We start from the raw sequence: 25,788 nt of genomic DNA on the forward strand, positions 1-25,788 counted from the left end.
CATTCAGTTCTTGTGCTATATTTCCTGCTTCAAATACTCACCGATTTCACGAATGACTTCTTCGTCCCGCTTATAATACGTAAATTTCCCTAACCGCTCCGTCTTGATCAGGCCCGCCCGATGCAGAATGGATAAATATTGCGATGCGGTGGACTGCGTCATATTCAGCTTCTCAGTCACCTGGCTTACACATACCCCGATTTCTCTCATATCAATCCCTTCGTGGGGCGTAAAATATTGTTCCGGTTCCTTGAGCCACTGCAATATCTCGAGCCTCGATTCATTCGACAACGCTTTAAAAACTTCTATTGGTTTCATACGTATCATTATATCGAGAATCATCGATATGTCAAATGTTATTTCGGAACGACTTGATGCCATATCGTATTGAGTACAGCAGGATGGCCCCAACATGTTCCGGCCCTACAGCTTGCCATCAGCCGCAACGCCTGATTCCACGCCATCTCCTCCTTTGTCCCATTACAGCCGACCGCCGCAACGGCGATCAGCGCACTCCTCATTACCAAACCCCATTTTTTCTCATCGACATCGCTTCCTTCCCTATTTCTCGCAGAATACTTGCCATGATGCTCTTCTAAATGAATCCCTCGGATTTATGCTGCTTGCCCATCTCCTTCATAACAATCGAGTGCCCTAACCCCAGGGTCGGATCCACCGAATTTTTAAAACGTTTTCATAACTCTCTATATCCCGTCCATTAACATGTACTTTCTTCTTCTGATCGCATGTGTTTTCCTAAGCTAGCGTTACATCCACCTGAGCCAAAACGACAAAAAAAACGGCATTTCTGCCGTTTGGGTTAAAAAAGCTTATTTTAAATGAATCTCTATCCAGTCCAGCAATGATTCCTCTGCGGGCTTCCAGCCGAGTAAATTCCGTGCGTGAACCGCACGCACACGACTGTTGGAAGCGATAGCGAACCGCGCCCAATCCCCTAGCTCAGCGATCGCATCCTCAGCGTACCAAGAGACCGTTTTTCCGCCGAACCCGAGCGCTTTACTGACAGCTATGGCGATATCCCCGTAGGATTCCTCTCCGTTTTCAGCGAAGAAATAAGACGCAGACGGAGCTTTCGTAAGCGCCAGCAGATATAGCTGCGCCAAATCCCGAATATGGACGTTGGACCAGCGGTTGACGCCTTTTCCGACATGAACGCCTGCCCCTACCTCACGGGATTTCCGAATGATTTGAGGCAGCTGGTCACTGTCTGTCGGCAATCCAAGCGCCTCTCCATATATCATGGAAGGAACGATTACGACACTTCGGACCGCTTCGTCTATTCCGGCTCTGCGCACCTGGTTGTTGATTGCTACGCGATCTTCCCGGGTATCCATCGGCGTGAAAGGTGTCTCTTCATCATAAATTTGCTCACTGACAGCATCTCCCCTGGCATCATCGCCGACCACACTGGACCCGGACGTATGCAAAAAGGGTTTACCGCTGCCGCGCAAAGCCGATATAAAGGTCTCCACAGCGAGACGATGGTCCGAATCCGCCGTATGAATGACCGCATCGCTCTGCTATGAACGCCTCCTACGAATAACCCTTAACAAGTTATCCTCATTCTAATGGCAGTCCAATATATAAAACAAATTATGAAATATCGCATTATACATAAAAATATTTATATATGATCCCTTATTCGAGACATCGTTGCATGAAGCTGGGGCAGATGTCTATGTTTGGTTTGATATGCCAAGTACAGTTTGTTGGATATTAAACTTGTATATGCTGCAAAAGCTTCTATACCATTCAAAATCAATCACGATCATCACCTCCTGTCATCCAATATTCCCCATTTATTCTTCCGTATCACGCTATTCTCCCCCTGAGCAGTCCCCGCACCCTATGTCTGAAATGTAATCATACGCCATCGAAACAGCAATGAACCTCGCCCTGTAAGAAGTGACGAGGTTCATTTCGTTTCTTTCAACCCTTAATCTTCCATGGACCTGCAAGCGTGCGCTTTAATTACAACAGTCCCGACTTCTTCACATTGGCTAGGAAATCATGGAACTCCGGAATATTCAGCTGCTGCGCCGCATCGGACAATGCCGTAGCCGGATCGGGATGAACCTCAACCATGACTCCGTCTGCACCTGCTGCAAGCGCGGCTCTGGCACATGGAGCCAGGATGTCCTTACGGCCCGTGGAATGTGTCACATCCACCAGCACCGGAAGATGCGTCTCTTGTTTCAGGATCGGCACTGCCGAAATGTCCAGCGTGTTTCTGGTCGCCTTCTCATACGTCCGGATGCCGCGTTCAATCAGCATCACCTGCGTATTGCCGCGGGATACGATGTATTCCGCAGCATGCACGAACTCGTCGATCGTAGCTGCAAGACCGCGTTTTAGCAGAACCGGGGTTTGGACGTCTCCGGCTGCTTTTAACAGTTCAAAGTTCTGCATGTTCCGGGCGCCGATCTGAATGACATCAATATATTCGCACGCAAGCTCGATGTGAGCAGGATCCACGATTTCACTGATCGTTTTCAACCCGAACTCGGAGGCCACTTCCTTCAGAATTTTCAAGCCTTCTACACCCAATCCCTGAAAATCGTAAGGCGATGTTCTCGGCTTGAACGCGCCCCCGCGCATCACGGTAATGCCCGCCTCCTTCAGGGCAGCCGCTACCTGGCGCACCTGCTCATAACTCTCGACCGAGCATGGCCCTGCAATCATCACTGGCGTGCCGCCGCCGATGATCGTGTTCCCCAGCTGAATGAGTGTATCTTCCTGTTTCTTCTTCCGGCTGACCAGCAGATGTTTCTTGTGATCGACCTGCTGCAGCTTTAATGATGCCTGGAATATCTGTTTGAACAAATGACGCACCGTCTCATTATCAAAAGGACCTTGGTTAAACTCAACCAGAGTATCCAACATTTTTTTCTCGCGTACCGGATCAAAATCGGGCACTCCCTGCTTCTCTTTCTCCTGACCGATCTCCTGGGCAATCCGCGCCCGTTCAGACAGCAGCTCCAGCAGTTGTAGGTTTACGGAATCGAGCTCCGATCTTAATTGTTCCAAACGTCCTTGACTCATACAGAATCTCTCCCTCTCATTTATCTGATATATAAAAAACAAAAAGACCCCCCGCCCGGAAAGGGACGAGGAGTCGTGGTACCACCCTTATTAGATATGCTGAAAAAAAAAGACAAACACATCTCACTTGAACCTCTTAACGCAAGGGTTACGGGTAATCCTACAGCCTGCACACACTGCATTGCAAACGATCAGAATACCAGCTCCGGAATGAACTTCAGCCAAAAACCTTCGCCCGGGCGCTCTCAGTCGGTGGCAGCCCTTTCCTGTCAGGAACGTTATTTCGCTTACTCTTTCCATCATCGCTTGTTTTAACATATCGTGTTAGTTAATTTAGATGCATTGTATTACAGTCAGTACGGATATGCAAGAGTTTTATTTAACGCTCAGTTGCTTTGATGCAGCAAAGATTTAAATGGCCGGTCCCTCCTGTCAGGAACGAACATTCACCTTCTGCCCTTGATACACAGGATTTGCAAGCCGTATCCTAATCAAGCCGCAAGGGATCCGATTGAAGCGAATAGTTGGTTATTGTCCAAGCACGAGAACCTACATTCCGATAAATGCATTTCTGCTAGAGGGTCCCCAGTTAGCCCCCATATAACCTGCCATTCCCTCCAAATTAACAAAACAAGGAAGCACTACGTATAGGATACCTGGCACTGCATTCCCTCTAAATGTCATAACAAACCTCATACCTGTATGGTCAGCAGGTGTTATCATTCCCATTTCAGGGCGTATTGAATTTGCCGTTGTAAGTGCATCGCCCATTCCTACGCTTGCTATACCCGTTGGACTCTCCATATTACTTCTAATCCAGTAATTAGAAATAGTAGTCGCTGATGCTAAATCAGTTTGCTTATCATACATCATTACAATCTGATTAGGAGCCACTTGCCTGGCCTCTAGAAGAATGGGGTGTGGCATCACTAGACGGTCGTTGTAATGCATCAATTTGTTCCCTCCGCAACATGTTCTCAATTAGTCAAATGACCATATACCATATGTTACTTGACTGAATTGCGTTCACATTAGTTGTTGAGTGCATTTACGACCAATCTGATGGCTCAGATTACTAGTGTTCTCCAGCCATCATCATGCCTTCAAACGGTAAATCGCCTTATTGTCGAGTCCACGGATCATCGGTGTCCACGGCTCCGTCTCAACCGTTGTATCCAGGGCATCCTCTACCATCTGCAGCTTGGCGTCCAGCAGGTCGATGTGATGCAGCGCAACGGCTTCTGCCGTTTGCGGCTGAACCGGACTCCCCCACTCTCCCAGATTATGATGAGACAGCACCAGATGCTGCAAGCCCAGGACCACTTCGGATTCAAGCGGGATCTCGTTCTGAAGCGCAGCCTCCACAATCCAGTTGGAGGCGAGGGCGATATGTCCGATCAGCTTGCCCTGGTTGCTGTAATCCGTTACGATGCCCATCTGTGCAATCATCTCTTCCGGCTTTGCGATATCATGAAGAATAATGCCCGCCTTGATGAAGTCAGGCTTCAGAAATGGCCGCTGCTTGCAGATGAAATCGCCTATCTCCAGCATGCGCACTATATGATAGGCAAGTCCGGCAAAGTAGGCATGATGATAGGTTTTCGCAGCAGGATAATGCATCAGCTTCTCCTCCACCTTCGCCACGCAATACTGCACGATTGTTCTTATCTGCGGCTCCGTAATCTCATTCATCGTCAGTTTAATCGTATGTAACAGATCAACGGGGCGTATCGGTGCAGCCCTCACAAAGTCAGTCAACGAAACACCATCCTCCTCGGATGCCTTCCGGATTCGGCTGATCTTGACTTGAGGCTGATCCCGGTAGCTCAGAACGGTTCCCTGAATCTTAACTAATTGCATGGGCAAGAACGTTTCTTTATCCTGAATGGTCACATCCCAGTACTTGGCGGATATTTGACCACTGGCATCCGAGAGCACAATATCAAAATAATCTTTTGGGGGCGTGCCGCTGGTCTGTCTCATATTCAACTCTTTTAACAAGTAAAAGCCGACGAAATCGTCTTGTATGCTAAGTTTATTAATAGGCTTCATCTGTTCCCTCCCGAAAAAATCCCATTAGGTTAACTATAACAAAGTCCCGTGCAAGGCGTCCATCACACGGGATTCTTTGCTTTCTAGTTGTCTATCCTCTTACGGTGCACTCTATCGGAATTAGGGTATCGAATCGCTAAGTTTAACGAGTTATATTCAAATTTCTTATCAACCAGGGCATTACCAATGGAAGAACCGTGTTAGGCTGCATAGCTTTGGTGTGATCCATATCATTTCCTTTTAAGATTTCTACATCCCATCCAAGGTGTTCTAACTCTTGTTTATTTTTTTGAAGGATACCGATAATATCAACTGTAACACTGCCAAAGTTTTCTCCATAGACAATGGTGTCTTTTTCCCCAGCAAACGCCAATCTCGGAATAACCAATTTATGTTGAATTTCTCGATCATCAAATTCCATCAAATTTTCGTACATTGTAACAAACTGTTTCGTTTGATTGGGGTTGATCTTTACCTGGATGTGATCCCAATCAACCTTTTCTGGACTACTCTGGTCTTGTTCATCAATAACAGGAGAATTTTGATTATTCAAAGCTTGTTCGTATGTTTTATTTGTCACCACCATCATCTCTTTATAGGGACCGTCTATTGCCGGAAAACCACCCATGATTAAGCTTTCTAGTCTATCCGTCCGAATGGCTAATTGTAATCCAACTAAAGCTAACCAAGAATAACCATAATAACTAAACCTCTTAACGTTCATTTCATCAACAATAGTCAACAGATCTTTTACTATATTTTCAGGTGTGAGATTCTCTGGGACCGGATGCTGCATACGATGTCCTTCATAGTCAAAATATAAAATCTGAAACTTGTCCGCGAGTCCCTCGATAAAATGTTTTCCTAATTCAGGGTCTACTCCCCACAACTTTAAGTTTTCGGCTTCTTGTCCATAAACGGATTCTTTAGCAACCGGGAGCATGATTGTTGCAGAGTTGGGATTTCCAACTAAACCAACCTTCAATTCGGATTCATCTATCAGCTTTATGATCTTCTCCATTTCGATCACTCCTTAATTTGTTATACGAATATCATATAACATTCATGCAATCTTTCAGTTTTTCAGTTTTTCCCCTTCCTGTATTAGGACTTTATGAAAAATATGTTATTGTAGCACTTGAAGGTTCTACTTTAAAAAGGGAGTTAATAAATGGAATCATATACCCCTAAACAAATTGCAAATATCTTAAATGTTAGTACAACAACTCTGAGAAGATACGAAGAACAAGACCTCATTCCTGTTGTACCGAGAACAAAAAGTAATCACCGTTACTATAAATCGATACACTTCCAAGCTTTTACTGCCATTAGGGCCTTGTTAAAAGGATATGACACCCCCATGGTTTACGAAGTCATGAGAATGATTAAACACGGAAGGTTTGAAGAAGCCCTTTGGTTAGTGAATGAACAGCAATTCCATATACAAGTGGAGAAACAGCGAGTGGAAGAAATACTGGGCATGATTCAAAACACTGATTTTACTAAATATAAAAATGTAAAATTAAATGAATGGATGAGTATTGGAGAGGCTGCAAAAATATCGGGAGTAAATACATCAGCTATCCGTCATTGGGAATATGAAGGGTTAGTCCATTCAGAGAGAAACAAAGAGAACGGTTACAGAATGTTCTCCATCCCTGAACTGCGTAAAATACTGGTCATAAGCAGTTTGAGAAAAACCGTTTATTATATAGAAAATATGAAGAAGTTATTAAATGATTTAGACACACAAAACTATGGCAACATCGAACGTTCCTTTCAGTTGGCTTTGGAAAATCTGAACAATCAACTATTATTGCAATTGAAAGGAATAGCAGAACTGATGAAATATATACATTTTTTCACAGGGGCTGTCCCATAAGTAAGCTCTAATTCACTTTGTATAACTCGATTCAGAACAAATTCGTGCAAAGAGGGCATCTCGCAAGATTTAAGATCTTTTGGGACACCCTCTAGTTATAATATTGTTAGACCTATAATCACCCTGTTAAGGGTTTCAGATTTCGGACAGGTCGGCGCGTGTTATAAGTTCACTCCAGGTCATGGGCTGTGGCTGTTTAGAGCCGTGATAGACCGGGTTCGTGAACGCAAGAAGCTGTCCCGCTTCATCACGGATATCGAACCGGTACCAATGGTAACCTTCCGATTCCCATGGGATCGCCCATTCCAGTATAATAGGCTGACCTTCCTCTTGAGCTGACACAGCTGCTTGGGAAGAATCAATCCTGCCGTTATGAACCAGCGCGACTTGAACATTCGCCTCGCTTGTTATACGCAGCGTACAGTAAATCATACGGTTATCCTCTGCTGCATCCTTGCCTGCAAAGGCAGCGGACATGTCACTGCCAAACCGATATTCATCACGGCCTGCCCGAATCGCAGCCTCAAGGACGGGCCCCCGTGATACGTATACGTGACCGCGGCGCACCCCCTCCAGAACAGACTCCGCCGATAGGTGCTCACACCAGACATAGGTCGCCGGGTCACCGATCAAGGAAGGCATATCGCAGTCCTCATAACGTTCCGTAGGGAGCATATGAGAGTCAGACCCGCCAATCCCCGTCAGCTTATGCCCTGCATTCCAGCAAACACTCCACAATTCCAACGCTTTCTCCGCTGCAACCGGATTCGGCGAATAGGTTGGATCGTTCCATATTTCGATCGAGTGAACAGCGCTTAATGAGGTTTCCCCGTACTGCCACGCCCATGGAACCAGCATGGGATGATTGATGGAGCATACAGCTCCCTGTTCCGCTGCTTCCTTCATCAGCCGGTCCATACCCTGCTGTGTAGTCAACCCACCGTCTGCTGCGGAAGAACGCCAATCCATCCACTGCCGCAGACCAAGCGCGTTCCAGTGACCATCTCCCGCCGTGATTTCCACGCCTGGAATAACCAGCACGTCTCCAATCGGCCAGGAAGTCGAGAGCACGTTGTGATCCGTGGCCGTGAAGAAATCCAACCCTTGCTTGACTGCCTGTTCCCGGTTCATCCTCTGGGTCATCTTGCCGTCGGACAGCACCGTATGCGTATGAAAATCCCCCTTGTACCAACGGCTCCCTTCCTGCCATATCTTCTTCCAGTCGTAACGATCCAGCACAAAGCCGGCATGTTCTCCTCCCGAACTCCAATATTCCCGGTCCCCTTGCAGTTGTTCCGACTGATATGGCTCTGGCAGAGTACCGCTGCCTGTTTCCCACTCTGCCTCCACCTGTTTACCTGGGTTCGCGCTGAGCTCCAGTCTCCATGTTCCCGGCATAATCGGTCCTGGTATGGCGATCGGACTGGTAGATTCAGGCTGTTCATGTACTATAATCAGACGTTCGTTTCCGCCATCGAGAAAACAGAAGCGTAATGCATGCTCGGCATCCCACAAGTATGCCCTTGCCCAAGACTGCTCCACTTCAAAATGCAAACGCAATGCAAGCCACTGCTGGTCCTCTTCTACTTCAATCGAAAAAAACTCCGTCAAACTCTCCATCGTAACAGATAAGCGTCCCCTGCTCATTTCTCATTCACCTTCCTGCCCCAAAATATCTATAACATAAAGATCTGATCCTCGTAACCTCAAGTCTCTTCGTTAACCGAGTTACGACAGCATGCATCATCCTTCGCTGCATGTCACTCACGTTATTAGGAAGGACGATCACTTTCGTGCTATCCAAGCGTTCCAATCATGATAATGCCTGCCGTTATCGCAATCGACATGACGATCCGTAATCTGCCTTGTTGTTCCTTCAGAATCAGAATGCCCAGCAATGTCCCGAACACGGTTCCGATTTCGCGAATGGGTGAAAGATGGGACAGCGGCCCCAGATTCATGGCATATAAGAACAACAGGTAAGACCCAGGTGACAAGATGGATCCCACCACCAGTGCCACGGCATTGCTTCTCCATTCTTCCCTGATCTTCTTCGAACGGAGTGCCGGGGCTGTCAGCACCAGCATGTAACCGATGTTACATAATCCCAGCAGAGCAAGCGGCGAAATATATTCCAGAATGAGTTTGTCTGTAAGGGTGTAGCCTGTAATGCACAAGCCGACTCCAAAGGCGAACATAAGCCCCTTTACGTACTGGCTGTCCTTCAGCAGCGCTCGATTCAGCTTAAACCCGCCGATCCGGATCAAACCGAAAATGATAAGTCCAAGTCCTGCCCAGCCGTAAACGGAGAGCTCTTCATTGTAGATCATGACACTGAGAAGAGGAACCAGGAGCGCTCCGGTACCGCGCATAATCGGATACACCTGTGAAATTTCTCCGTGCTGGTACGCTTTGGACAACAGCAGGAAATATCCGCTCTGAAGTAAAATCGATAGTAAGATGAGAATATAGCCCCGTAAAGGGATGGTATGGTTCATAAACCAATCCACAACGACGGGGGTCAGCAGAATGAAACAAGGGATGTTGATTAACCACAGAAACACGTCTTTATTGATGCTTCGCTTCGCAAACAAGTTCCATATGGAATGCGTGAAGCCCGACGCTATTACTAATAACAATGCTAATGTTGTCATGTTTACCTCATCATTTCGTTATATCCACCTATTCGTACCAGTATCCCTTGATGCCTCGATCCATGCGCATCAAGACCTCCAGATAGAAATAGTCGCCCCATATCATGAAATCGTCCGGCGCTGTATTTCCTCTCACATAATAGGCTCCATGCTTCAGTAATCCTTCGGCGTCTTGTTCGCCAATCGTTGAATAATGGCACACAAGTGATTCCAGCGTCAGCCTCAGCTTCTCCTCGAATTCCGCACGGTCCTGATCTCCAGCATCCAGATGACTGATCAGTTCAACCATTCCCGCCGCAAAGATGGCAGAAGCCGAGCTGTCACGGTACGTATCCTTCTCCATGGGAACGTCAAAATCCCAGTACGCCACATGATCCTCTGGAAGGTGCCGAATGAAATAAGTCGCCATGCGCTTTGCCGTATCCAGGTAGAGCGGGTTCCCCGTATAGCGGTATGCCAGTGCGAACCCGTACACGCCCCACGCTTGACCGCGGGACCAGGTCGATCCGTTCGTATAGCCCTGATGTGTCGCTCCACCCATCGCTTCTCCCGTCTCTACATCAAACACAAATGTATGATACGAGCTATCGTCTCCGCGCACCAGATAACGACGGCTCTGATTCGCCTGCTTGATGGCAGCCTCGCGGTAGCGTTCATCCCCTGTTTGTTGGGAAGCCCAGAACAACAGCGGCAGATTCATAAGGCAATCGATGATCATTCGTCCGCCGTGCTGAGGATCTTCAGGCAATCCCCATGCCTGAAGATACTGTCCGTTAGGACGCCAGCGGCGCATGAGTACATCCGCCGCTTGCAGTGTCAATTCCCTGGCTTCTTCATCGCGTTCCACCATCCACTGTGCCTGTGAGGATAAGGTATACAGGAAACCGATATCATGGTGATCCAGAACGCGATGGGACTCCATTCGCCGCTTGAAGCTTTGGACGGTGCGGCGAGCCGTCTCACGGTAAGCTTCATCGCCGGAATACTCATAGCCAAGCCATAACATTCCACTCCAGAATCCGTTGGTCCAATCCTCATTCGGATTCAGACCGTATTTGCCATTGAAGCTGACGTGCGGAAAATGATCTCCGAATCTCTTCGTATTGTCTTTGATTTTAACCAAAGCATCCTCAATTGCGGCTTTCCACATGGTCCTGCCCCCTCCCCATGAACTAGATCCTGCTTACATTCATTTAAGTCGGATCAAGCCTCAGCGTAATTGTATGACTCTTGCCCGCAGATCCCTGTGTATCCATAGCGAGCCGGATAGAGGGTGACATCTGAAGCACAGTCACGGTTGGATCTTGAGCCAGCACTTGCAGTCCGCTCTTATCCACATCAACGACCACCCTCGTTTGCTTCTGCGTCGGCTCAGCCACTGCAATCGTCAGCATATCGCCGTTCTCCTTCATGATGTAAGAGATGGGGTGATCGGTCGTCACCTGCTGGAAAGAGCCTGCATCCCAGAAATTAATGCCAGTTACGCCGTGTTTGCTTTCCTTGACGGCATGAACACGTCCCGTTGCAGCCAGCACCTGAATATCCGGGCTCGCTGCATACGCAGCAGTCTGTTCGGACGTTTTGCCCGGCAGCAATACATATTCATAACTCCCGGAACTCACAGCGGTTCCGTGCTCAATAGCCAGACTCAAATAATTGCGGCTGATCGGATCAGCAGGACCGCTCTTATTGATCTCACTCCATGAGCCCGCACGGACTTCGCGTTTACCAGCCACCTCTTCTCCGGAAGGAAATACGTATCCGATATCCGCCCCGGTGACATTGCCTTCCAGATGAGCCCAACTGACATTACTAACCTTTTCCTCCCAGCCGAGACTTGTCGGCAGCTCGCGACCGTTTACGATGAGTTTGTTGTCACCTGCCTGCGTCAGCTGCCGGTTCTCAACGATGGTCTCGGTCGGATTGCCGGATAGATTCTTGATATCCGAGCCTAAAGCAACCATCTCATCATCAAACAGGAACCAGGATTTTTTACCGGATAAAGAGCTGCCTGTGCTTTGATCCAGAGCAAACTCCATGCCGACAGCCCCGTAATCGCCATCGATTACCGATCCGCCGACCCAATCTCTGCTGTTCATGTAATAGCCCCACTCTGCCGGAGCCTTGGACGAACGATCCGTTGTTGTTCCCGGCAGCCTGTAACTGTCAACGGTTGGCCAGTACTGATCGCTGAATTGCTTCAGATCCTGATTGTAGAGACTGGTCATTCCCATCCCGGTATACCAGCCCTTCGCATTCTCGCCGTTGCCGTACTCGAATGCGGAAATCCGGTCAGAGAACATGCTGATGCCCAAGCCGAAATGCTCCCGGAGCTGAACGGCCCGGTCCATACCGGCAAACACCTGCGTATGAACAAGTTCGCCGCGCGACATGACGCTGTCATCCTGCATCAGCTGTTTCAGCAGGTTCAGCTCATACAACGGCAAACCCGCATAATAGTTGTCAAATGTCGTGTCCTTCAGCACCCACTCCTTGACCATGCTCTTCATTTCTACTGCTTGAGCAGGCGGAGCCGACTGGGCCAGACGCAGAATCGTCATCGAAACCGAGCGTCCTGCAAGATGGTCCGAATCCGCAGCACGCGATATGCTGCGCCCTTTTACCGAATCCATCATTGCGCCTTTATATATAAGCGGTTCAAAGGAACGACCTACCCAGTCATAGACATGGTGGGCATTCGGATCTGTGATGGCCCATGGCGAATCAGCGAACAATAAGAAGAGATCGGCCATGCGGCCAAGCAATACGCTGCCGTAACTTCCTGTGTAGGCAATATTTTTGTGCTGGACCAGGGAGCCGTCTTCATACACGCCGTCTCCTTGCTTGACGTGTAGGAATTCATTCGTAATGGAGTCTCTGCCCTGTTCGATTTTGGACGCTTGCTTGCCCACGATGCCTCGCAAAGTAACAACAAGCGCCTTATCCAGCAGGTTTGCCCCTGTTTCGACCGCTGCCGGGTTCGCTACACGCTTCTTCGGATCGGGAACAAACTTATCGATGGCAGCGAGGTATTGGTTAAGAAGCTCCTGAGGCATCACATCATGCATGAGCACAAGAATATTCATAACTTCCTGGGGAGTTCCGATCTCCCAATCCCACCAGTTTCCCGTGATCTTCTTGCCTGGATTGTATTGATATTCGTACATCCATTTCATGGCCCGTACAATATCGTTCTTCAACGCTTCATTCCCATAGAGAGGCGAGCCCTCGATGGAATAAGCCAAGGCAAGGTCTCGGATAATCCCGTAGGCCCAGGAGATGCGCCATGAATCATTCTGCGTCTTGCTGATCACCCCGTCCCATAAAGAATCAGGATGATCTCCTTTATTGAGCGTATCCCATCTTCCCGTCTTATCCCCGTTTGTCATCCGCTCAACAAGCGCAGACACGTTAGCAGCCGCATCCGGATCGTTCATCTGAACACCTTCGCCGCCGACCAGCTTCGAAGCCCAGCGCTGGCGGATCGTATCAAACGCCTGTGCGGGTATATCCGAACCGGTCTCAGTCAGGGAAACATCGTCAATCCAGACGGTTCCCGTGCCCGTTTCAAGCAATATCTCTACCTTCAATCTTGTTATCCGGGGGTCCTTTGGAACCTCGATCTTCATTTCATGCAGCGTCCACTCGGTGGTCCCTTTCACGAAAGGAATCGCAGGACCGTCCATGAGCTTGCTCCCGTTCTCAGCACAGAATTGAGTACGGATGTATACTCCCTTGCCGGCATCGGCAGGTTTTACATCCTGCGTCTTCAACCAAGCCTGTACGGTATAAGCCAAGCCAGGCAATACAGGTGTAATGGGCTGAGGGGCAACGGCCGTCCGGGCTGCGGCCTGATGTTTAATTTCTACTGAACGGCTGCCAAGATGACTCTGGTTGTGCACCACTGAAACCTGCTGTCCGTTTCTCGTTGGAAGCCACGCGCTCCAACCATCGGGTCTGCCTCCGACCCAGTCCTGGTGTTGAAGCAGTGTACCCTCCTCGAACCCGCCATTCGGAATCAGATTAGGGCTTTGATTCCCCTCCACAGCGCTGGCATGGACTTGATGATTCGATCCGAGCAATCCTGCACAGATCATACAGAAAACAACTGCCATCGATAACCGCCTTGATCCGAGATCCATATATAAGTGCTCCTTCCGCCTGAAGCCTTAGTCGTTCTACCTCATTCCGCTGATCCACAAGCGCAAGCGCGGGATTTCTTCGTTCCGCCCTGACGCAAAATGGTGTATATCGCGCACTCACTGCTCCCTATGTGTACTGCTCCCAGTTCGCACGGTGTAGGGTCGAAGCATCCTTGGATGGCTGTGGGCCATACAGACGCAGCTTCACCCTAAGCATTCTCACGCTGATCCGCGCTGCTTCTAATCAGACGGTTCACTTGTTCCCTCTTTCGAATGTACCACTCTTCTTCACGCGGATAGACCGTTAACGATATTTCTTCCTCCAGCCCGTCCTGCAGCATTGCCATTACTTGTTCACGCCCCACCTTCTGCTCCAGCAGCTCAAGTGCACGCAAATCTTGCAGCGCCTCTGTCAATACTTCCAGCCTGATCGATTCAACCGGTCCTTCTTCGCCAGGGTAAACCAGGAAGGCATCACCTGCTGGAAAGCCCCCTCCGGCATCCGTAACCTGATATGGATTGATCGCGTATTTGGAGAACTGTGCGTACCAAAAGTTATAGCCCCAGTGCAGGAAGCCCCTTAATTTCAATGTATAGAGCTGAATCCCCAACACGCGATTGCGGGATGACGGCATATGAAAAAAGCGGTTGGACACTTGTTTGTACTGGGCGCAGCAGTAATACGTCCACAACCCTTCCAAACCGTGATCGAGAAACGGCTGAATATCATTGCTGGCAGGAATCGGATGTTCAATCAGCCCGCTCTTATAAAATTCATAATCCGATAAAGCATCGATGATCGGAAAGTCTTTCAGTATAGGTCGCACAAGCTCACTCGCCGCACGATACGTTTCCAGGTCGTCAAGCTTGGGTTCGTCGGACAGGTGAAAGTAAACACGCTTCTCCAGCCCGTTCCACCTCACAAATTGAACAAGCTTGTTTAGAAACGCTGTGAGGAAAACCGTATACTCCGAATCATTGGAGGCAGTCTCCCAGCCGAATAATGGCTTGTATTGTCCATCTACGGTAGCCATTACTTTCGGTGCAGACTTTGCCCCCCACTGTGTGAACAGATGAGAGAATTCAAAATATTTCACGCCGCTGGCATTACACAGTTCTACCCAGCGCTGTAACAGATCAAAGGAAAAATGATAGCTGCCACCTGTCCGCTCCACCTTCACAAGTTGAACCGTCGGACGATCTCCCCCGATTTCCGTATCCAGCGGCGGTGTAAACAAAGGCGTCAGAATCATATTCATTCCATGTTTAACCGCAGTGTTTACATATTCACCGATCAGCCGCCAGTGCCGCTCACTAAATACCTCTGTCTGATAATGGGTAGCCAAGCAATCCACGTGAAACCACTCGGTGTGAATAAGCGTTTGGTCAGGCAGTGTCTCAGCGATGACCTCCAGCATAAATGACTCCTGACTCAGCTGTTGACCCTTCTCATCCATAATCCTGAACTGGATATCGAACATTCCCGCTTCCGCATCCCGCGGTATCTCCACTGTAATCCACAGGGACCGCCATTGATCGGGATACCCGGTCAGGCCGAACTCATCGAGCGGAAGAAGGGCATCAGGATACAGTCCCGGTGTCGTCCTCAGAACATGGTCGTCCGCATCATGATAATGAATAAAGTTAGCGGGCACCAGATCCACCTTACGTACAAATAGGTTGGATCGCAGTTCGGACTCCACTTCCACCTGCAGAGATCTCATATGAACTTTCGAACGGTATGCAATCTGATAAGAGTAGGTTTCGCCGCGCAGTGCGGAACCGCAAGGATGTACGGGTGCGTTAAGCTCTTCATCCGCAAACACCTTAACCAAGGAACTGACACACCGGGTTTCGAATGATTCCACCTTTAACAATGAATCCACGTTTTCCTCCCCCTTATGATGGGTGTAGACAATGAACCCGGCAAACTCGAGCGAAATTTTCGAATGTGCCGGGAACCATCCATCCCTTGTTTACTTCGATTGGTAACTGTCCGCCGTATCCTTCAAATGCTGCTGGAAGTTGGCATCGGCCTGCAGTCCGGCAATAAAGGCATCCCAATCCGCCAAACTCGATTTGCCGATAAGCACATTGGTATACATGTCAACGAACTTCTTCTGCCAGTCGCCGCCTCTTTCCATCCAGGCTTCCGTCACTGGCAAACCGGCAGCCGGGTTAACCACCGAGGAGTTTGTAATGGCGTCGATTAGTTTGTAGTTATATTCCTTCACTTCCGCCGGCATGTCGGGCGCTTCTGCACGCTGATACTTGTTAAAATAACCGGAAATCCATTGTGCTGTCGTAGCGGTACCATACGCTTTCTTTTTGCCCTCATCGGTCTGAACGATGGAACCATCTTCCGAAACGGTATAATCTACATCCTTCAAGCCATACGTGATCAGATTGTAGCCTTCCTCGTCCGCTGTGGCGTTATAGACCTCTAGAATTTTCTTCAGCTTCGCCTCGTCTACCGTTAATTTATTCACAAGAAATACGCCGTAGGACCCGTAAGCTTGCTCATGGTATTTCTTGCCGTCCGGAGCAGCAGGGATCTCAAAGGCTTTCAGCTCTGCTTCCGGATGGATTTTCTTCAGCTCTTGCCCAAACATAAAGGCTTCATTAACGTTGGCAATAGCCACTCCGGCTTTGCCTTGGATGATCATTTCCTTCACCTGGCTTGACTTCATGACCGGCAAATCCGGTGTAATCAGGCCATCGGCATAGGCCTTGCTCCAGAATTCCAGCGCTGTCTTGGCTTCATCTGTCATCCAATAAGGAAGGAGTGTCCCATCCGCCTGCTCTTTCCACGTTGTACCCGCGCCAAACATCGACATCAAATAACCGCTTACGCTGGCCTGTGCCATACCATAGGTATCGTTCTTGCCGTTCTGATCCGGGTCGTTCTTGGTGAAAGCTTCTAAAACTTGATAGAGCTCGTCCATCGTGGCAGGAGCTTTAAGGCCAACCTGGTCCAGCCAATCCTGGCGGATCATTAGGGATTCATGGCCGTCCAGTGGACGAACGCGCGGGATGCCGAATGTCTTGCCCAGAAACTTCGTATTTTCATACGCGTTCTCCGGGTAGGCTGCAAGATTTGGATAATCCTTGATGTAAGGCGTCAAATCCCAGAATGCTCCTTGTTCGGTAGCCGTTGAGAATGCGGGATCCTGAATGTCCTCTATCAAAATAACATCAGGCAAACTCTTGGAGGCCAGCAGCGCATTGACTTTCTCTTTGTAGCTGTTGATTGGATAGAAATCGATATCCAGCTTGACGTTCAATTCCTCGTTCAACTGTGTGATGCTGTCCAGATCACTGCTCGGAGATTCCCCGTACGTCATCGTACCAATACTGATCTCAACCGGTTTTTGCTCACCGTCCGCAGCTTCGCCTTCGGCAGATTTGCTCTCCCCTTTGGCGCATCCCACTAAGGATACGGCGAGTGTCAGAGCGAATAGCATGGTGACCCAATTTCTTTTTTTCATGTGTAAGACCCTCCCTTTGTATCATCATTAAGAATCAATATGTAATGGTGATGTCCGCGCTATTAACCTTTAATGGAACCCACCAGCATACCTTTGACAAAGTACTTCTGCAAGAAAGGATAGACCAGAATGATAGGCAGGGATGCGACAACCACAGCTGCCATCTTGATGGTCTCTGGAGGCAGCATCTGCTCGCTTTGCAGCATGGCGGCAACGGATGGATCTGCCACATTAGTCGATGCCTGTATCAGCATCATCTGAAGAACGACCTGCATCGGCCGCAGTTCTTCCGAATTAATGTACAACACTCCGTTAAAGTAGGTGTTCCAGAACCCTACGGCAAAAAATAATCCGAAAGCGGCTATGGCAGGCAGCGAGATGGGGAGCATGATTTTGAAGAACACGCCGATATCGTTGGAGCCGTCAATTTTGGCTGCTTCCTCCAGTTCCTCCGGTAATTCCTGATAAAAATTTCTCATTAAGAACACATACCAGGCACTCGTAACAGCCGGAAGAATCAACGACCATATCGTATCCATCAATCCCATGCTCTCCACCAGCAAGAAGTTTGGAATCATGCCGGGATTGAACAGCATCGTCATCAGAATGGCAAGCAAGAAGAATTTCTTGCCGAAGAATTGCCTCCGGGAAAGACGAATATGACAGAGCGCTTGTGATCATGATGCTGATAATGGAACCGACTATGGCGAGAAAAGCGCTGACTCCCAAGGAACGGATGAACATCTCGGTAGACAGGATGTATCGGTAGGAGCTGAAGCTCCATTTTTCCGGAATCAGGATGAGAGACTTGGTCAGATATTCACTTGGATCTGTAAACGAGATGATGATTACGTACAGGAACGGCAGCAGGGTTACCAGTCCGATCAGGGACAGCACCGCATAAATCATTCCATTCGTGAATTTATAACCGAAGGAGTGCTTCATCAGTAAAGACCCTCCTCACCGAATTTTTTGGCCAAGCGATTGGCCATAACAACCAGAAGCAGACCGACAACCGATTTAAAGATCCCGACAACCGTCGCGTAACTGAATCGGCCGTTCTGAATGCCTGTCCGATAGACATACGTGTCGAATACATCGGCTACATGCGAAACCGGAGAACTCATCATCAGGTAGACTTGCTCGAATCCGACTTCCATTACCTGTCCGAGTCTCAGTATGAGCAGTACGATAATTGTGCTTTTAATGCCCGGCAGTGTCACGTTCAACATCTGCTTCCAGCGGTTTGCGCCATCAATCTGTGCCGCTTCGTACAAGTCTTGATTGATGCCGGCAAGTGCCGCCAGAAATATGATCGTTCCCCAACCCGCTTCCTTCCAGATGCTCTGTGCCGTGAGAAGCCCCCAGAAATAATTAGGCTCCGTTAAGAAGCCAATCGGTTGTCCGCCGAGCTCAACGATAATTTTATTGATAATGCCGTCGCTCTGGCCGAGAATAATGAAACAAATGCCTGCGATGATGACCCATGATAAAAAGTGGGGCAAATAGATAATCGTCTGAATCGTCTTCTTGAACTTCATGCTCCGTACTTCGTTAATAAGCAGTGACAGAACAATCGGTACCGGGAAGAAAAACATAATGTTGAGCAGACTGATTGCCATCGTATTTCGGAATAGAAGCAGAAAATCCGGGTTCGTAAAAAAATCATAAAAATACTTAAGACCAACCCATTCACTCCCCCAGAAGCCTAAATACGGAGAGTAATTCTGAAAGGCTAAAGCAAGACCCCAGATGGGGAAGTACTTAAATATGAGGAAAAACAACAGCCCCGGAAGCGCAAGCACATATAAATATTTCTCCCGGGCGATTATCACCTTCATTCGTTCCAGCCTGGATCTTTTTTTTCCGCCTCGTTCCCTTTCACTACCAGATGCCAAAATGACTTGCTCCGTATTGGATTGCGACAAGGTAACCACCACCTCCTGCATGATCATGAAGTTCCACTTGCTTACCAAAGTGTTTCATGTCTGCATCTTACAAGCCGGCGATTCACTGGGCAATGACCAATTCTTCATCCGATGAGCCTGACGCTGCAAAAATTGCGAATCCCTTGGTACGACTGGATTCTCCCGTTGGGTATGACTCATAAATCAACAGCCTGACCGGGCCCGAGACTAAAAAATGAGACCCTCTTCGCGGCACAAAAAAACTTGCAAAAACGAGAAGTGTCCTTAACTTCTCGTCGATTGCAAGTCAGTCGAATAAGGAAGATTACGTTCTATGCGTTTCACGGTACTGCCCTGGCGGCAATCCGGTCTGTTTTTTGAACACCCTTATAAAATTCTTGGGGTTGTATCCTACCTGCTCGGCAATTTCATTCACCAGCAAATCCGTTGTAACCAACAAGTCAATCGCTCTGGTTACGCGAACCTGGGTCAAATATTCGATAAAAGAAATATCCTTCACTTTCTTGAAGAGTTTGCTCAGGTAAGGAGGGCTTATACCACAAATTTGCGCACATTGATCCAGCGAAATATCCAGATGATAATGCTCGGCAATATACAGCGTAACTTTATGAATAAGGTGCTCGTATTCTTGATTCTTTTTGTTGCTGAGCGACAGCAAAATCGGTTCTAACAATTCGCGCTTAAACCACTCATTCAAGTCCTGAATCGTCGCACACTCTCTCATTTCCGTATATAACTCGAAGGTAGAACGACCAAATAAATGGTCATAGTCGATATCCATCAGATACGCGGTTCGAAGTGTCGTAGATAACAGCTGATCATAGGACATCAGAATAAGCTCGGGATTATGTACGGCCGTCTGCACTTTATCAGAGAATGCATGCAGCATACGCTCAGCCTCCGCGAAGTTGCCTACTTGAAGCGACGCGGTAAAATGAGTCTCCAGCTCCGTCGGGTATCGATAATTCATGGAGTTGATGAGGCCTTTGCTCTCAATGATCTGGTTGCCGCCGTTAATCATGCGCGAATGAATGGCAAGCTGCGCTTCCCGGTACAAGTCGGGTAACAACTCCACCTGGTCTGTCGTTCTGCTTAAACCAATTGTCACCGGCGAACATAGATAATGGGCAATCTGCTGACGGACCTGCTCCACAACCGGCTTAAGCGTAAGCTCCCATGCCCTGGCCTCTTCTTGCTCCGTCCAGAGCCACACGATCACTTGATCGTTCAAGGCATTGATTACAATTCCCTGGAGACCGCTCTGCTCCAAGAGCTCCGACGCAATATTTTTCATAATAAACAGGATCAGGTCCTTATCGGACTCTTGAAACTTGGCCTCTTCCACAAATTGATCATATGCAATGATAAAAACGACCGCTGATTGCTGTTTCGGTATGCTGTACCTGCCTAGAAGAGCCGCCAGATGCTCCTGGCGATCATGTGTGAACTGTCCCTCCATCAGCCGGAGGGCAAAAATCTCACGGATCAGCGGCAGCTGTTCATTCAATTGTCCTTCCAGTTCAAGCGCCTTGCTGTTCATTTCCGTCCAGCGCTTATTGACATAACTGATCTCATCCATTCCCATATCGCCCGTCTGACTGCCGCTGACTTGGAACATCAGCTTTTTGATCGGCCGATAGGCTCTTTTCGCGCCAACCCATGCCAATGTGAAGCCGGTGACAAGAACAATCACAACCATAAGCAAGGTCATGCCCGCTATCCACTGCGAGCTGCTGTATAACTCTTTTGTTGGAATCATGTCGATGTACAGCAGATTGTACATAGGCGAAAGCTTGGAGGTAACAAGGTATTCCTTGCCATCCCAATGGTATACAAATTCATGTCCGATTTTATTTGTAACCGTTATCATTTCATACAATTCCGGAGGAACCGAGGTGCCATTGAGATGGAATACCAATTGGCCTGTATCGTCAAGGACATACATTCGTTCATTCTCATATTTGATGAAGGGCCTGGCTAACGATTCGAACATTCGATTGTCCATCGTGATCCCAATAAAGCCTATCGGGTCCTGGGCATGCAGGGGGAGTGCGCTTATGATAGAAATGCCATTGTCGTCCTCTCTGCCATTGAGAGAATAGCCTGCCTTCCAATAAAGCTGCTGTTTGTCGTTCAGCAATTGATGGGCTGCTCTGATTTCGTCTTCAGATTCAGCCTTGTGCCCGCCATATGTAGCCGATATGAAGTAATTCTCATCCAACGTATATAAGGAAATATCCTCGATCTGAGGATTTCCATTCTTAAAGGCTGCCAGATTCTGATACACATTGGAATAAAACCCGGCATAATTGTTACGTTTCTGCTCTGCAAAATCGGAGGTGAAAAATGACCCCATTAACATCTGAATCAAATTATTCTGTATTCGATCCATCCCTGTATCAATCGTCTGTGAAGCATAATTCAAAATCTGCGAGACGTCCTGACTTGCATCCTGCTTGACCATTTTGGTTGTCATGGCGTAGCTGGATATGCCCAAGATCATAATCGGAACAATCGACGATAATAAAGCGATCCACACCATTTTTCGGTAAAACGATGGCTTGTTCATAAACCATCTAGTCCAGGTCATTCGATTATGATCTCGTATCTTCATGTCCAAGGCTCCCCATACTATAGCTCTCGATGATTACTACTTTATACTATTCCATTACGATCTATTATGGCAATGAGTCACTGTTAATCGTTCAGAAGATTTAAGAGATTCACTTGGATAGCCACCATGAAAAAAGCATCACAAGGATCTACGAAAGACCTTGAGATGCTTAAACATTCTACTATCTAACCCGCTCATCCCGTAACAGCCTGCGTCAGTTACGACCGCTGCTTGATTATTTCCAAGCACCCGGGTGTTCTTCGTTTACCAGATCCTGCTCCACGGCCTTTGCGTTCATCTCTACCTGATCCACGCTTTTGCAGCCCGGAATGACACAGCTCACCGCCGGATGCTTCAGACACCAGGCCAGCGCCCATTCCGCCATATTCACGCCTTCGGGCACTTCCTTTTGTCTGATCTCTTCCACAAGCTTCAGCTTGGCATTAATCTCGTCCTGGTCACGGTTCCTTCGCACTTTATCGCTGAACACCGTCCCCGGCTTGTATTTCCCGCTCAAGTACCCGCTTGCCAGCGGAACCCGTGCCAATACACCAAGATTCTGCTTCAGGCATGAAGGGAGAACCTCTTCCTCCGGTGCCTGATCCAGACGGTTATACACAACCTGAATCGCCTTGGCATTCAGCTCCGCAGCCTTGTCGGTTTGATAGATATTCCTATTGCTTCCGATCGATATCCCGAGATTGCGGATCGTTCCCGCCTGAACCTGCTTGTCCAGCATCGTCCACATCTCATCATTATTGAACACTTCATCCGAGCCGGAATGGAATTGATACAGGTCGATATAATCCGTACGCAGCGCTTTAAGAGATTCCTCCAGCTGGATTCGAATCTGCTTCGCGTCCCAGGCATTCTCCCATTGCTCATGCCACTGATGACCAAACTTGGAGGCAATAACCCAATCCTCGCGGCGGTCACGCGACAAGAAATCCCCGATGAAATTCTCAGACATATGATGAGGCCCGTAACACTCGGCTGTATCTAACAAATTAATGCCCAGTTCCTTCGCGCGGGTCAAGATTTCGTCAACTTCCCTTTGGTCGAAATCCTTCCCCCAATCACCGCCAAACTGCCATGTTCCCACACCGACTACAGATACCTTCAGATCGGTTTTGCCTAATCGTCTGTATTTCATATGCTCACCTCTTCCCGCAGATTTGTGCGCCTATATCTTATGTGATATTGCAACCGTTTGCAACAATCGAAATGAATTTGACAGCTTGATTATATACGGATGGCAGCTCGCACATTAGGGCTTTCTCTTGTTCCATTCAAAAATTTTATTTTCACACATCCCCCATATGTAGACTGTTTAATAATAAGTTGTTATGGTGAACCCTATAATAATGATTTCCGTTATCCTGTTATGGAATAAGAAAGGGGGATTTCAGCGTGAATTCTCGAACACTCGAGCAATTAATGCCGGACATTAAGGAGAGTCTGCAAGCGAAGACTTCGACAGACTTTCAGCACATCATCCATGAATTTCTGCCTTATGATCTGGCAAGAGTACATAGCCATCTAAGTAATACGGAGCAGACCCAGCTTCTGAAATTTCTGAATGAAGACCAGATTGCCGATATGATCCAGGAAATGGAGCATCCCAATCAAATTGAAGTGTTGACCAGGCTGGGTAAAGAAAAAACCGCCATCATCCTGGACTTGATGGATAATGACGACTTGGCCATTCTGCTGGACGAGCTGTCTCCCGAACAGAAAGACGAGCTCATTAGAGGAATGCGGGATGAAGAATCCCAATTTGTACAGAACATCATGAAATATCCGCCGGAAACGGCCGGCCGGATCATGACCAACCGCTATGTCTGGATTCCTCAGCATTACACCGTGTCGGAGGTGGTGCAGAAGCTGAAAACCTATGTTTCTATTTCGGAAACGATCAACTATCTGTACGTTATCGATCATGACAAGAAACTCATGGGCGTGGTTTCCTACCGCGGGCTCATCTTGGCCGAGCCGGATGAATATATCGTGGATATCATGCATAGCCGAGTTCTGTCCGTGCCTGTGGATGCGGATCAGGAGGAGGTCGCGCTGCTTATCCAAAAGTATGATTTGGTCGCGATTCCGGTCGTTGAACAGGACAACCGGTTGGTGGGGATCATTACCGTTGACGATATTCTCGATGTGGTCATCAGTGAAGCAGATGAGGACATCCGGAAAATGAACGCCACTGGCGGAAAATCCATTGATTTTAACACCAAGGCCACGGTAGCGGCCTACCGAAGATTGCCTTGGCTGATTCTGCTCTTATTCATCGGTCTGATCTCGGGAACAATCATTTCCCGGTTTGAAGAAACGCTGGCACAGGTTGTGGCCCTCGCCTTCTTCATGCCCATGATTGCAGGTATGACCGGAAATACCGGTACACAGTCCCTTGCGGTCATTGTCCGTGGTCTGACAACAAAGGAAATGAGCAAATCGCTGGTATACCGGTTGTTAGCAAGAGAGCTGAAGGTCGGTTTGATGATCGGTGTGACATGCGGCTTTCTGATCTCCTTAATCGCCTATTTCTGGCAGGGCAATCTCTACCTGGGGTTTGTGGTTGGAAGCTCGCTGGTTGCAACCCTCATCGTCGGAACCATGGCGGGTACCATCATTCCTCTCATTCTATTTAAATTCAAGATTGATCCGGCTGTGGCTTCCGGGCCGTTAATTACAACCATCAACGATATTCTCTCGCTTGTTATTTACTTCGGCATCGCCACCTTGTTTCTTTCTTACATTTAGCCGAGCACGCGCTATCTGGGACGGATTCATATCCTTTCAAAAAAAGACTTCCGGTTAATGAACCGGAAGTCTTTTTGGGCTCTGCCCGTGGAGGGATGTCAATCGCGGCCAATGGATGCAATCGACTGATGTTCCCAGAGACTGCAGCATGAAATGCCAACACGGTTCCCTCCATTCGATTACGTATCCATTCCAATAAGGGGATAATCTCCCCCTCAACAGCAAACTGCTCAATCTGTATCCAAGCCTGACAAGGATGCTGTCAGCAGTTCGTTAAATAGAAGGCATTCACCATATTTTGTAACGTGATTGTATTTTCCCCATACTATGATTAGGCGAATTGGAACGTGTATCCTACCAAGCTCAATCTGTGAAGAAGCATGTTTGCTCGAAAACATCAATAAGCCGCCTTGATGAACCAGGGCAGCGAATTCCATCTATTTTCTTCTTCATAATCATGCGACGAGCAGTTGAGGCCAATCTCACCCTTCAGGATGATAATGACGTGTGAATTTTTTACCCGGAACCTATCACGGAACCCTCCGTTCCATGATATAGTATTAACGCGAATGACATGTAAATTTTTCCTTAATCATGGAGGGGTTGAATGGAATACATACGGGATTACGCCATGTACGCATCGATCTTCGGTATGTTCAGCATGAGCTGGTTTGGTTGGGCACAGGAAAATCCGCGGGCAAGCTGGCGCAAATACCTGGGCATCGCCTCGGGTGCTGCGCTCCTGGTGTGTTTGCTGGGGGTTTATTTAAGTATAACAAACTGGGATGCACCTTCTGCGCTAACAGATCAAACGAACTTCAAGAATTACCTCATCTCCGTTTATGTTGAATTTTTCCTGGCAGGGCTTGGAGCTTTTCTCCTCATCCGAAAAAAACGCAAAGATTATGTAGCGCCATGGATCGCCTTCATTGTCGGCATTCATTTCATTGGGCTTTCCCGTGTATTTGACGATCCAAGTCTTTACGTTCTGGCAGCTCTACTGGTGGCCATTTCGATTATTTCCCTGTTTGTGTCCCCTAAACTGCGGGTAGCAAACAGCGCAATCACAGGGATAGGTTCCGGGGTGGTATTATTCGCTTTTGCTGTACTGGGTCTGGTCCGATTCTTTCTGACGTGAATCGTCTGCATGTCCCCTTGAGGGGCTTGCAGACAGCACGTCTTTTTCTTCAGTGGAACCC

General features: G+C 48.2%; 19 protein-coding genes. 3 read left to right on the top strand and 16 right to left on the bottom strand.

Features of this window, described 5'->3' with window-relative positions; genetic code table 11:
• Positions 1–15: 15 nt before the first annotated feature.
• From PVOR_RS23100 to PVOR_RS23125, 6 genes are all read right to left on the bottom strand, one after another.
• Positions 16–318: an ArsR/SmtB family transcription factor gene (locus PVOR_RS23100; protein WP_036643228.1), complete on the bottom strand. Its 303-nt coding sequence runs from the start codon at positions 316–318 to the stop codon at positions 16–18.
• Between the two features lie 512 nt (positions 319–830).
• Entirely contained in the window at positions 831–1,493 is a 663-nt protein-coding gene (locus PVOR_RS23105; protein ID WP_234973075.1) for an NAD-dependent epimerase/dehydratase family protein, read from the bottom strand.
• A gap of 499 nt (positions 1,494–1,992) precedes the next feature.
• On the bottom strand, positions 1,993–3,063 hold the full coding sequence (locus tag PVOR_RS23110) for a bifunctional 3-deoxy-7-phosphoheptulonate synthase/chorismate mutase (protein ID WP_006211934.1): 1,071 nt from the start codon (positions 3,061–3,063) through the stop codon (positions 1,993–1,995).
• A 549-nt stretch (positions 3,064–3,612) separates the two neighbouring features.
• Positions 3,613–4,014, bottom strand: coding sequence for a hypothetical protein (locus PVOR_RS23115; protein ID WP_006211935.1), 402 nt, complete (start codon positions 4,012–4,014; stop codon positions 3,613–3,615).
• 144 nt (positions 4,015–4,158) lie between these two features.
• Positions 4,159–5,115, bottom strand: a complete 957-nt coding sequence (locus PVOR_RS23120) for a 3'-5' exoribonuclease YhaM family protein (protein WP_006211936.1) — start codon at positions 5,113–5,115, stop codon at positions 4,159–4,161.
• 142 nt (positions 5,116–5,257) lie between these two features.
• Positions 5,258–6,136 (bottom strand): alpha/beta fold hydrolase, encoded by an 879-nt coding sequence (locus PVOR_RS23125; RefSeq protein WP_006211937.1) that lies wholly within the window; start codon positions 6,134–6,136, stop codon positions 5,258–5,260.
• A gap of 150 nt (positions 6,137–6,286) precedes the next feature.
• Here PVOR_RS23125 and PVOR_RS23130 point away from each other — a divergent pair, with 150 nt between their 5' ends.
• The gene (locus PVOR_RS23130; protein ID WP_006211938.1) at positions 6,287–6,997 is read left to right on the top strand and encodes a MerR family DNA-binding transcriptional regulator; all 711 of its coding nucleotides are present in this window, start codon (positions 6,287–6,289) and stop codon (positions 6,995–6,997) included.
• Between the two features lie 135 nt (positions 6,998–7,132).
• On the opposite strand, the gene PVOR_RS23135 is transcribed toward PVOR_RS23130, so the two are convergent.
• The 10 genes from PVOR_RS23135 to PVOR_RS23180 form a co-directional block, all read right to left on the bottom strand.
• Positions 7,133–8,644: a CehA/McbA family metallohydrolase gene (locus PVOR_RS23135; protein WP_006211939.1), complete on the bottom strand. Its 1,512-nt coding sequence runs from the start codon at positions 8,642–8,644 to the stop codon at positions 7,133–7,135.
• Positions 8,645–8,793: 149 nt separating this feature from the next.
• On the bottom strand, positions 8,794–9,651 hold the full coding sequence (locus PVOR_RS23140) for a DMT family transporter (RefSeq protein WP_006211940.1): 858 nt from the start codon (positions 9,649–9,651) through the stop codon (positions 8,794–8,796).
• 28 nt (positions 9,652–9,679) lie between these two features.
• Positions 9,680–10,801, bottom strand: coding sequence for a glycoside hydrolase family 88 protein (locus PVOR_RS23145; protein WP_006211941.1), 1,122 nt, complete (start codon positions 10,799–10,801; stop codon positions 9,680–9,682).
• Between the two features lie 43 nt (positions 10,802–10,844).
• Positions 10,845–13,793: a polysaccharide lyase family 8 super-sandwich domain-containing protein gene (locus tag PVOR_RS23150; protein ID WP_006211942.1), complete on the bottom strand. Its 2,949-nt coding sequence runs from the start codon at positions 13,791–13,793 to the stop codon at positions 10,845–10,847.
• 209 nt (positions 13,794–14,002) lie between these two features.
• Positions 14,003–15,679: a DUF4091 domain-containing protein gene (locus tag PVOR_RS23155; RefSeq protein ID WP_006211943.1), complete on the bottom strand. Its 1,677-nt coding sequence runs from the start codon at positions 15,677–15,679 to the stop codon at positions 14,003–14,005.
• Between the two features lie 90 nt (positions 15,680–15,769).
• Positions 15,770–17,281: an extracellular solute-binding protein gene (locus tag PVOR_RS23160; protein WP_006211944.1), complete on the bottom strand. Its 1,512-nt coding sequence runs from the start codon at positions 17,279–17,281 to the stop codon at positions 15,770–15,772.
• Between the two features lie 62 nt (positions 17,282–17,343).
• On the bottom strand, positions 17,344–17,883 hold the full coding sequence (locus PVOR_RS32880) for a carbohydrate ABC transporter permease (RefSeq protein WP_327196581.1): 540 nt from the start codon (positions 17,881–17,883) through the stop codon (positions 17,344–17,346).
• Positions 17,884–18,225: 342 nt separating this feature from the next.
• The gene (locus PVOR_RS23170) at positions 18,226–19,236 is read right to left on the bottom strand and encodes an ABC transporter permease (protein WP_006211945.1); all 1,011 of its coding nucleotides are present in this window, start codon (positions 19,234–19,236) and stop codon (positions 18,226–18,228) included.
• 277 nt (positions 19,237–19,513) lie between these two features.
• Positions 19,514–21,799, bottom strand: a complete 2,286-nt coding sequence (locus tag PVOR_RS23175; RefSeq protein ID WP_234973076.1) for a helix-turn-helix domain-containing protein — start codon at positions 21,797–21,799, stop codon at positions 19,514–19,516.
• A gap of 259 nt (positions 21,800–22,058) precedes the next feature.
• Entirely contained in the window at positions 22,059–22,976 is a 918-nt protein-coding gene (locus PVOR_RS23180) for an aldo/keto reductase (RefSeq protein ID WP_006211947.1), read from the bottom strand.
• Positions 22,977–23,233: 257 nt separating this feature from the next.
• Here PVOR_RS23180 and mgtE point away from each other — a divergent pair, with 257 nt between their 5' ends.
• Both mgtE and PVOR_RS23195 read left to right on the top strand, forming a co-directional pair.
• Positions 23,234–24,589: a magnesium transporter gene (mgtE, locus tag PVOR_RS23185; protein WP_006211948.1), complete on the top strand. Its 1,356-nt coding sequence runs from the start codon at positions 23,234–23,236 to the stop codon at positions 24,587–24,589.
• Between the two features lie 607 nt (positions 24,590–25,196).
• Positions 25,197–25,727 (top strand): hypothetical protein, encoded by a 531-nt coding sequence (locus PVOR_RS23195; protein WP_006211949.1) that lies wholly within the window; start codon positions 25,197–25,199, stop codon positions 25,725–25,727.
• The last annotated feature ends 61 nt before the right edge of the window (positions 25,728–25,788 follow it).

It is taken from the genome of Paenibacillus vortex V453, assembly GCF_000193415.1.
Taxonomy (GTDB): Bacteria; Bacillota; Bacilli; order Paenibacillales; family Paenibacillaceae; genus Paenibacillus_AQ; species Paenibacillus_AQ glucanolyticus.

Bases quoted from the DNA above. Each gene is read 5' to 3' on its own strand.
- PVOR_RS23170 (WP_006211945.1), bottom strand. From the start codon at position 19,236: ATGATCATGCAGGAGGTGGTGGTTACCTTGTCGCAATCCAATACGGAG.
- PVOR_RS23195 (WP_006211949.1), top strand. From the start codon at position 25,197: ATGGAATACATACGGGATTACGCCATGTACGCATCGATCTTCGGTATG.
- PVOR_RS23150 (WP_006211942.1), bottom strand. From the start codon at position 13,793: ATGGATCTCGGATCAAGGCGGTTATCGATGGCAGTTGTTTTCTGTATG.
- PVOR_RS23110 (WP_006211934.1), bottom strand. From the start codon at position 3,063: ATGAGTCAAGGACGTTTGGAACAATTAAGATCGGAGCTCGATTCCGTA.
- PVOR_RS23140 (WP_006211940.1), bottom strand. From the start codon at position 9,651: ATGACAACATTAGCATTGTTATTAGTAATAGCGTCGGGCTTCACGCAT.
- PVOR_RS23175 (WP_234973076.1), bottom strand. From the start codon at position 21,799: ATGACCTGGACTAGATGGTTTATGAACAAGCCATCGTTTTACCGAAAA.
- PVOR_RS23160 (WP_006211944.1), bottom strand. From the start codon at position 17,281: ATGAAAAAAAGAAATTGGGTCACCATGCTATTCGCTCTGACACTCGCC.
- PVOR_RS23120 (WP_006211936.1), bottom strand. From the start codon at position 5,115: ATGAAGCCTATTAATAAACTTAGCATACAAGACGATTTCGTCGGCTTT.
- PVOR_RS23100 (WP_036643228.1), bottom strand. From the start codon at position 318: ATGAAACCAATAGAAGTTTTTAAAGCGTTGTCGAATGAATCGAGGCTC.
- PVOR_RS23145 (WP_006211941.1), bottom strand. From the start codon at position 10,801: ATGTGGAAAGCCGCAATTGAGGATGCTTTGGTTAAAATCAAAGACAAT.
- PVOR_RS23125 (WP_006211937.1), bottom strand. From the start codon at position 6,136: ATGGAGAAGATCATAAAGCTGATAGATGAATCCGAATTGAAGGTTGGT.
- PVOR_RS32880 (WP_327196581.1), bottom strand. From the start codon at position 17,883: ATGACGATGCTGTTCAATCCCGGCATGATTCCAAACTTCTTGCTGGTG.
- PVOR_RS23135 (WP_006211939.1), bottom strand. From the start codon at position 8,644: ATGAGCAGGGGACGCTTATCTGTTACGATGGAGAGTTTGACGGAGTTT.
- PVOR_RS23115 (WP_006211935.1), bottom strand. From the start codon at position 4,014: ATGCATTACAACGACCGTCTAGTGATGCCACACCCCATTCTTCTAGAG.
- PVOR_RS23180 (WP_006211947.1), bottom strand. From the start codon at position 22,976: ATGAAATACAGACGATTAGGCAAAACCGATCTGAAGGTATCTGTAGTC.
- PVOR_RS23130 (WP_006211938.1), top strand. From the start codon at position 6,287: ATGGAATCATATACCCCTAAACAAATTGCAAATATCTTAAATGTTAGT.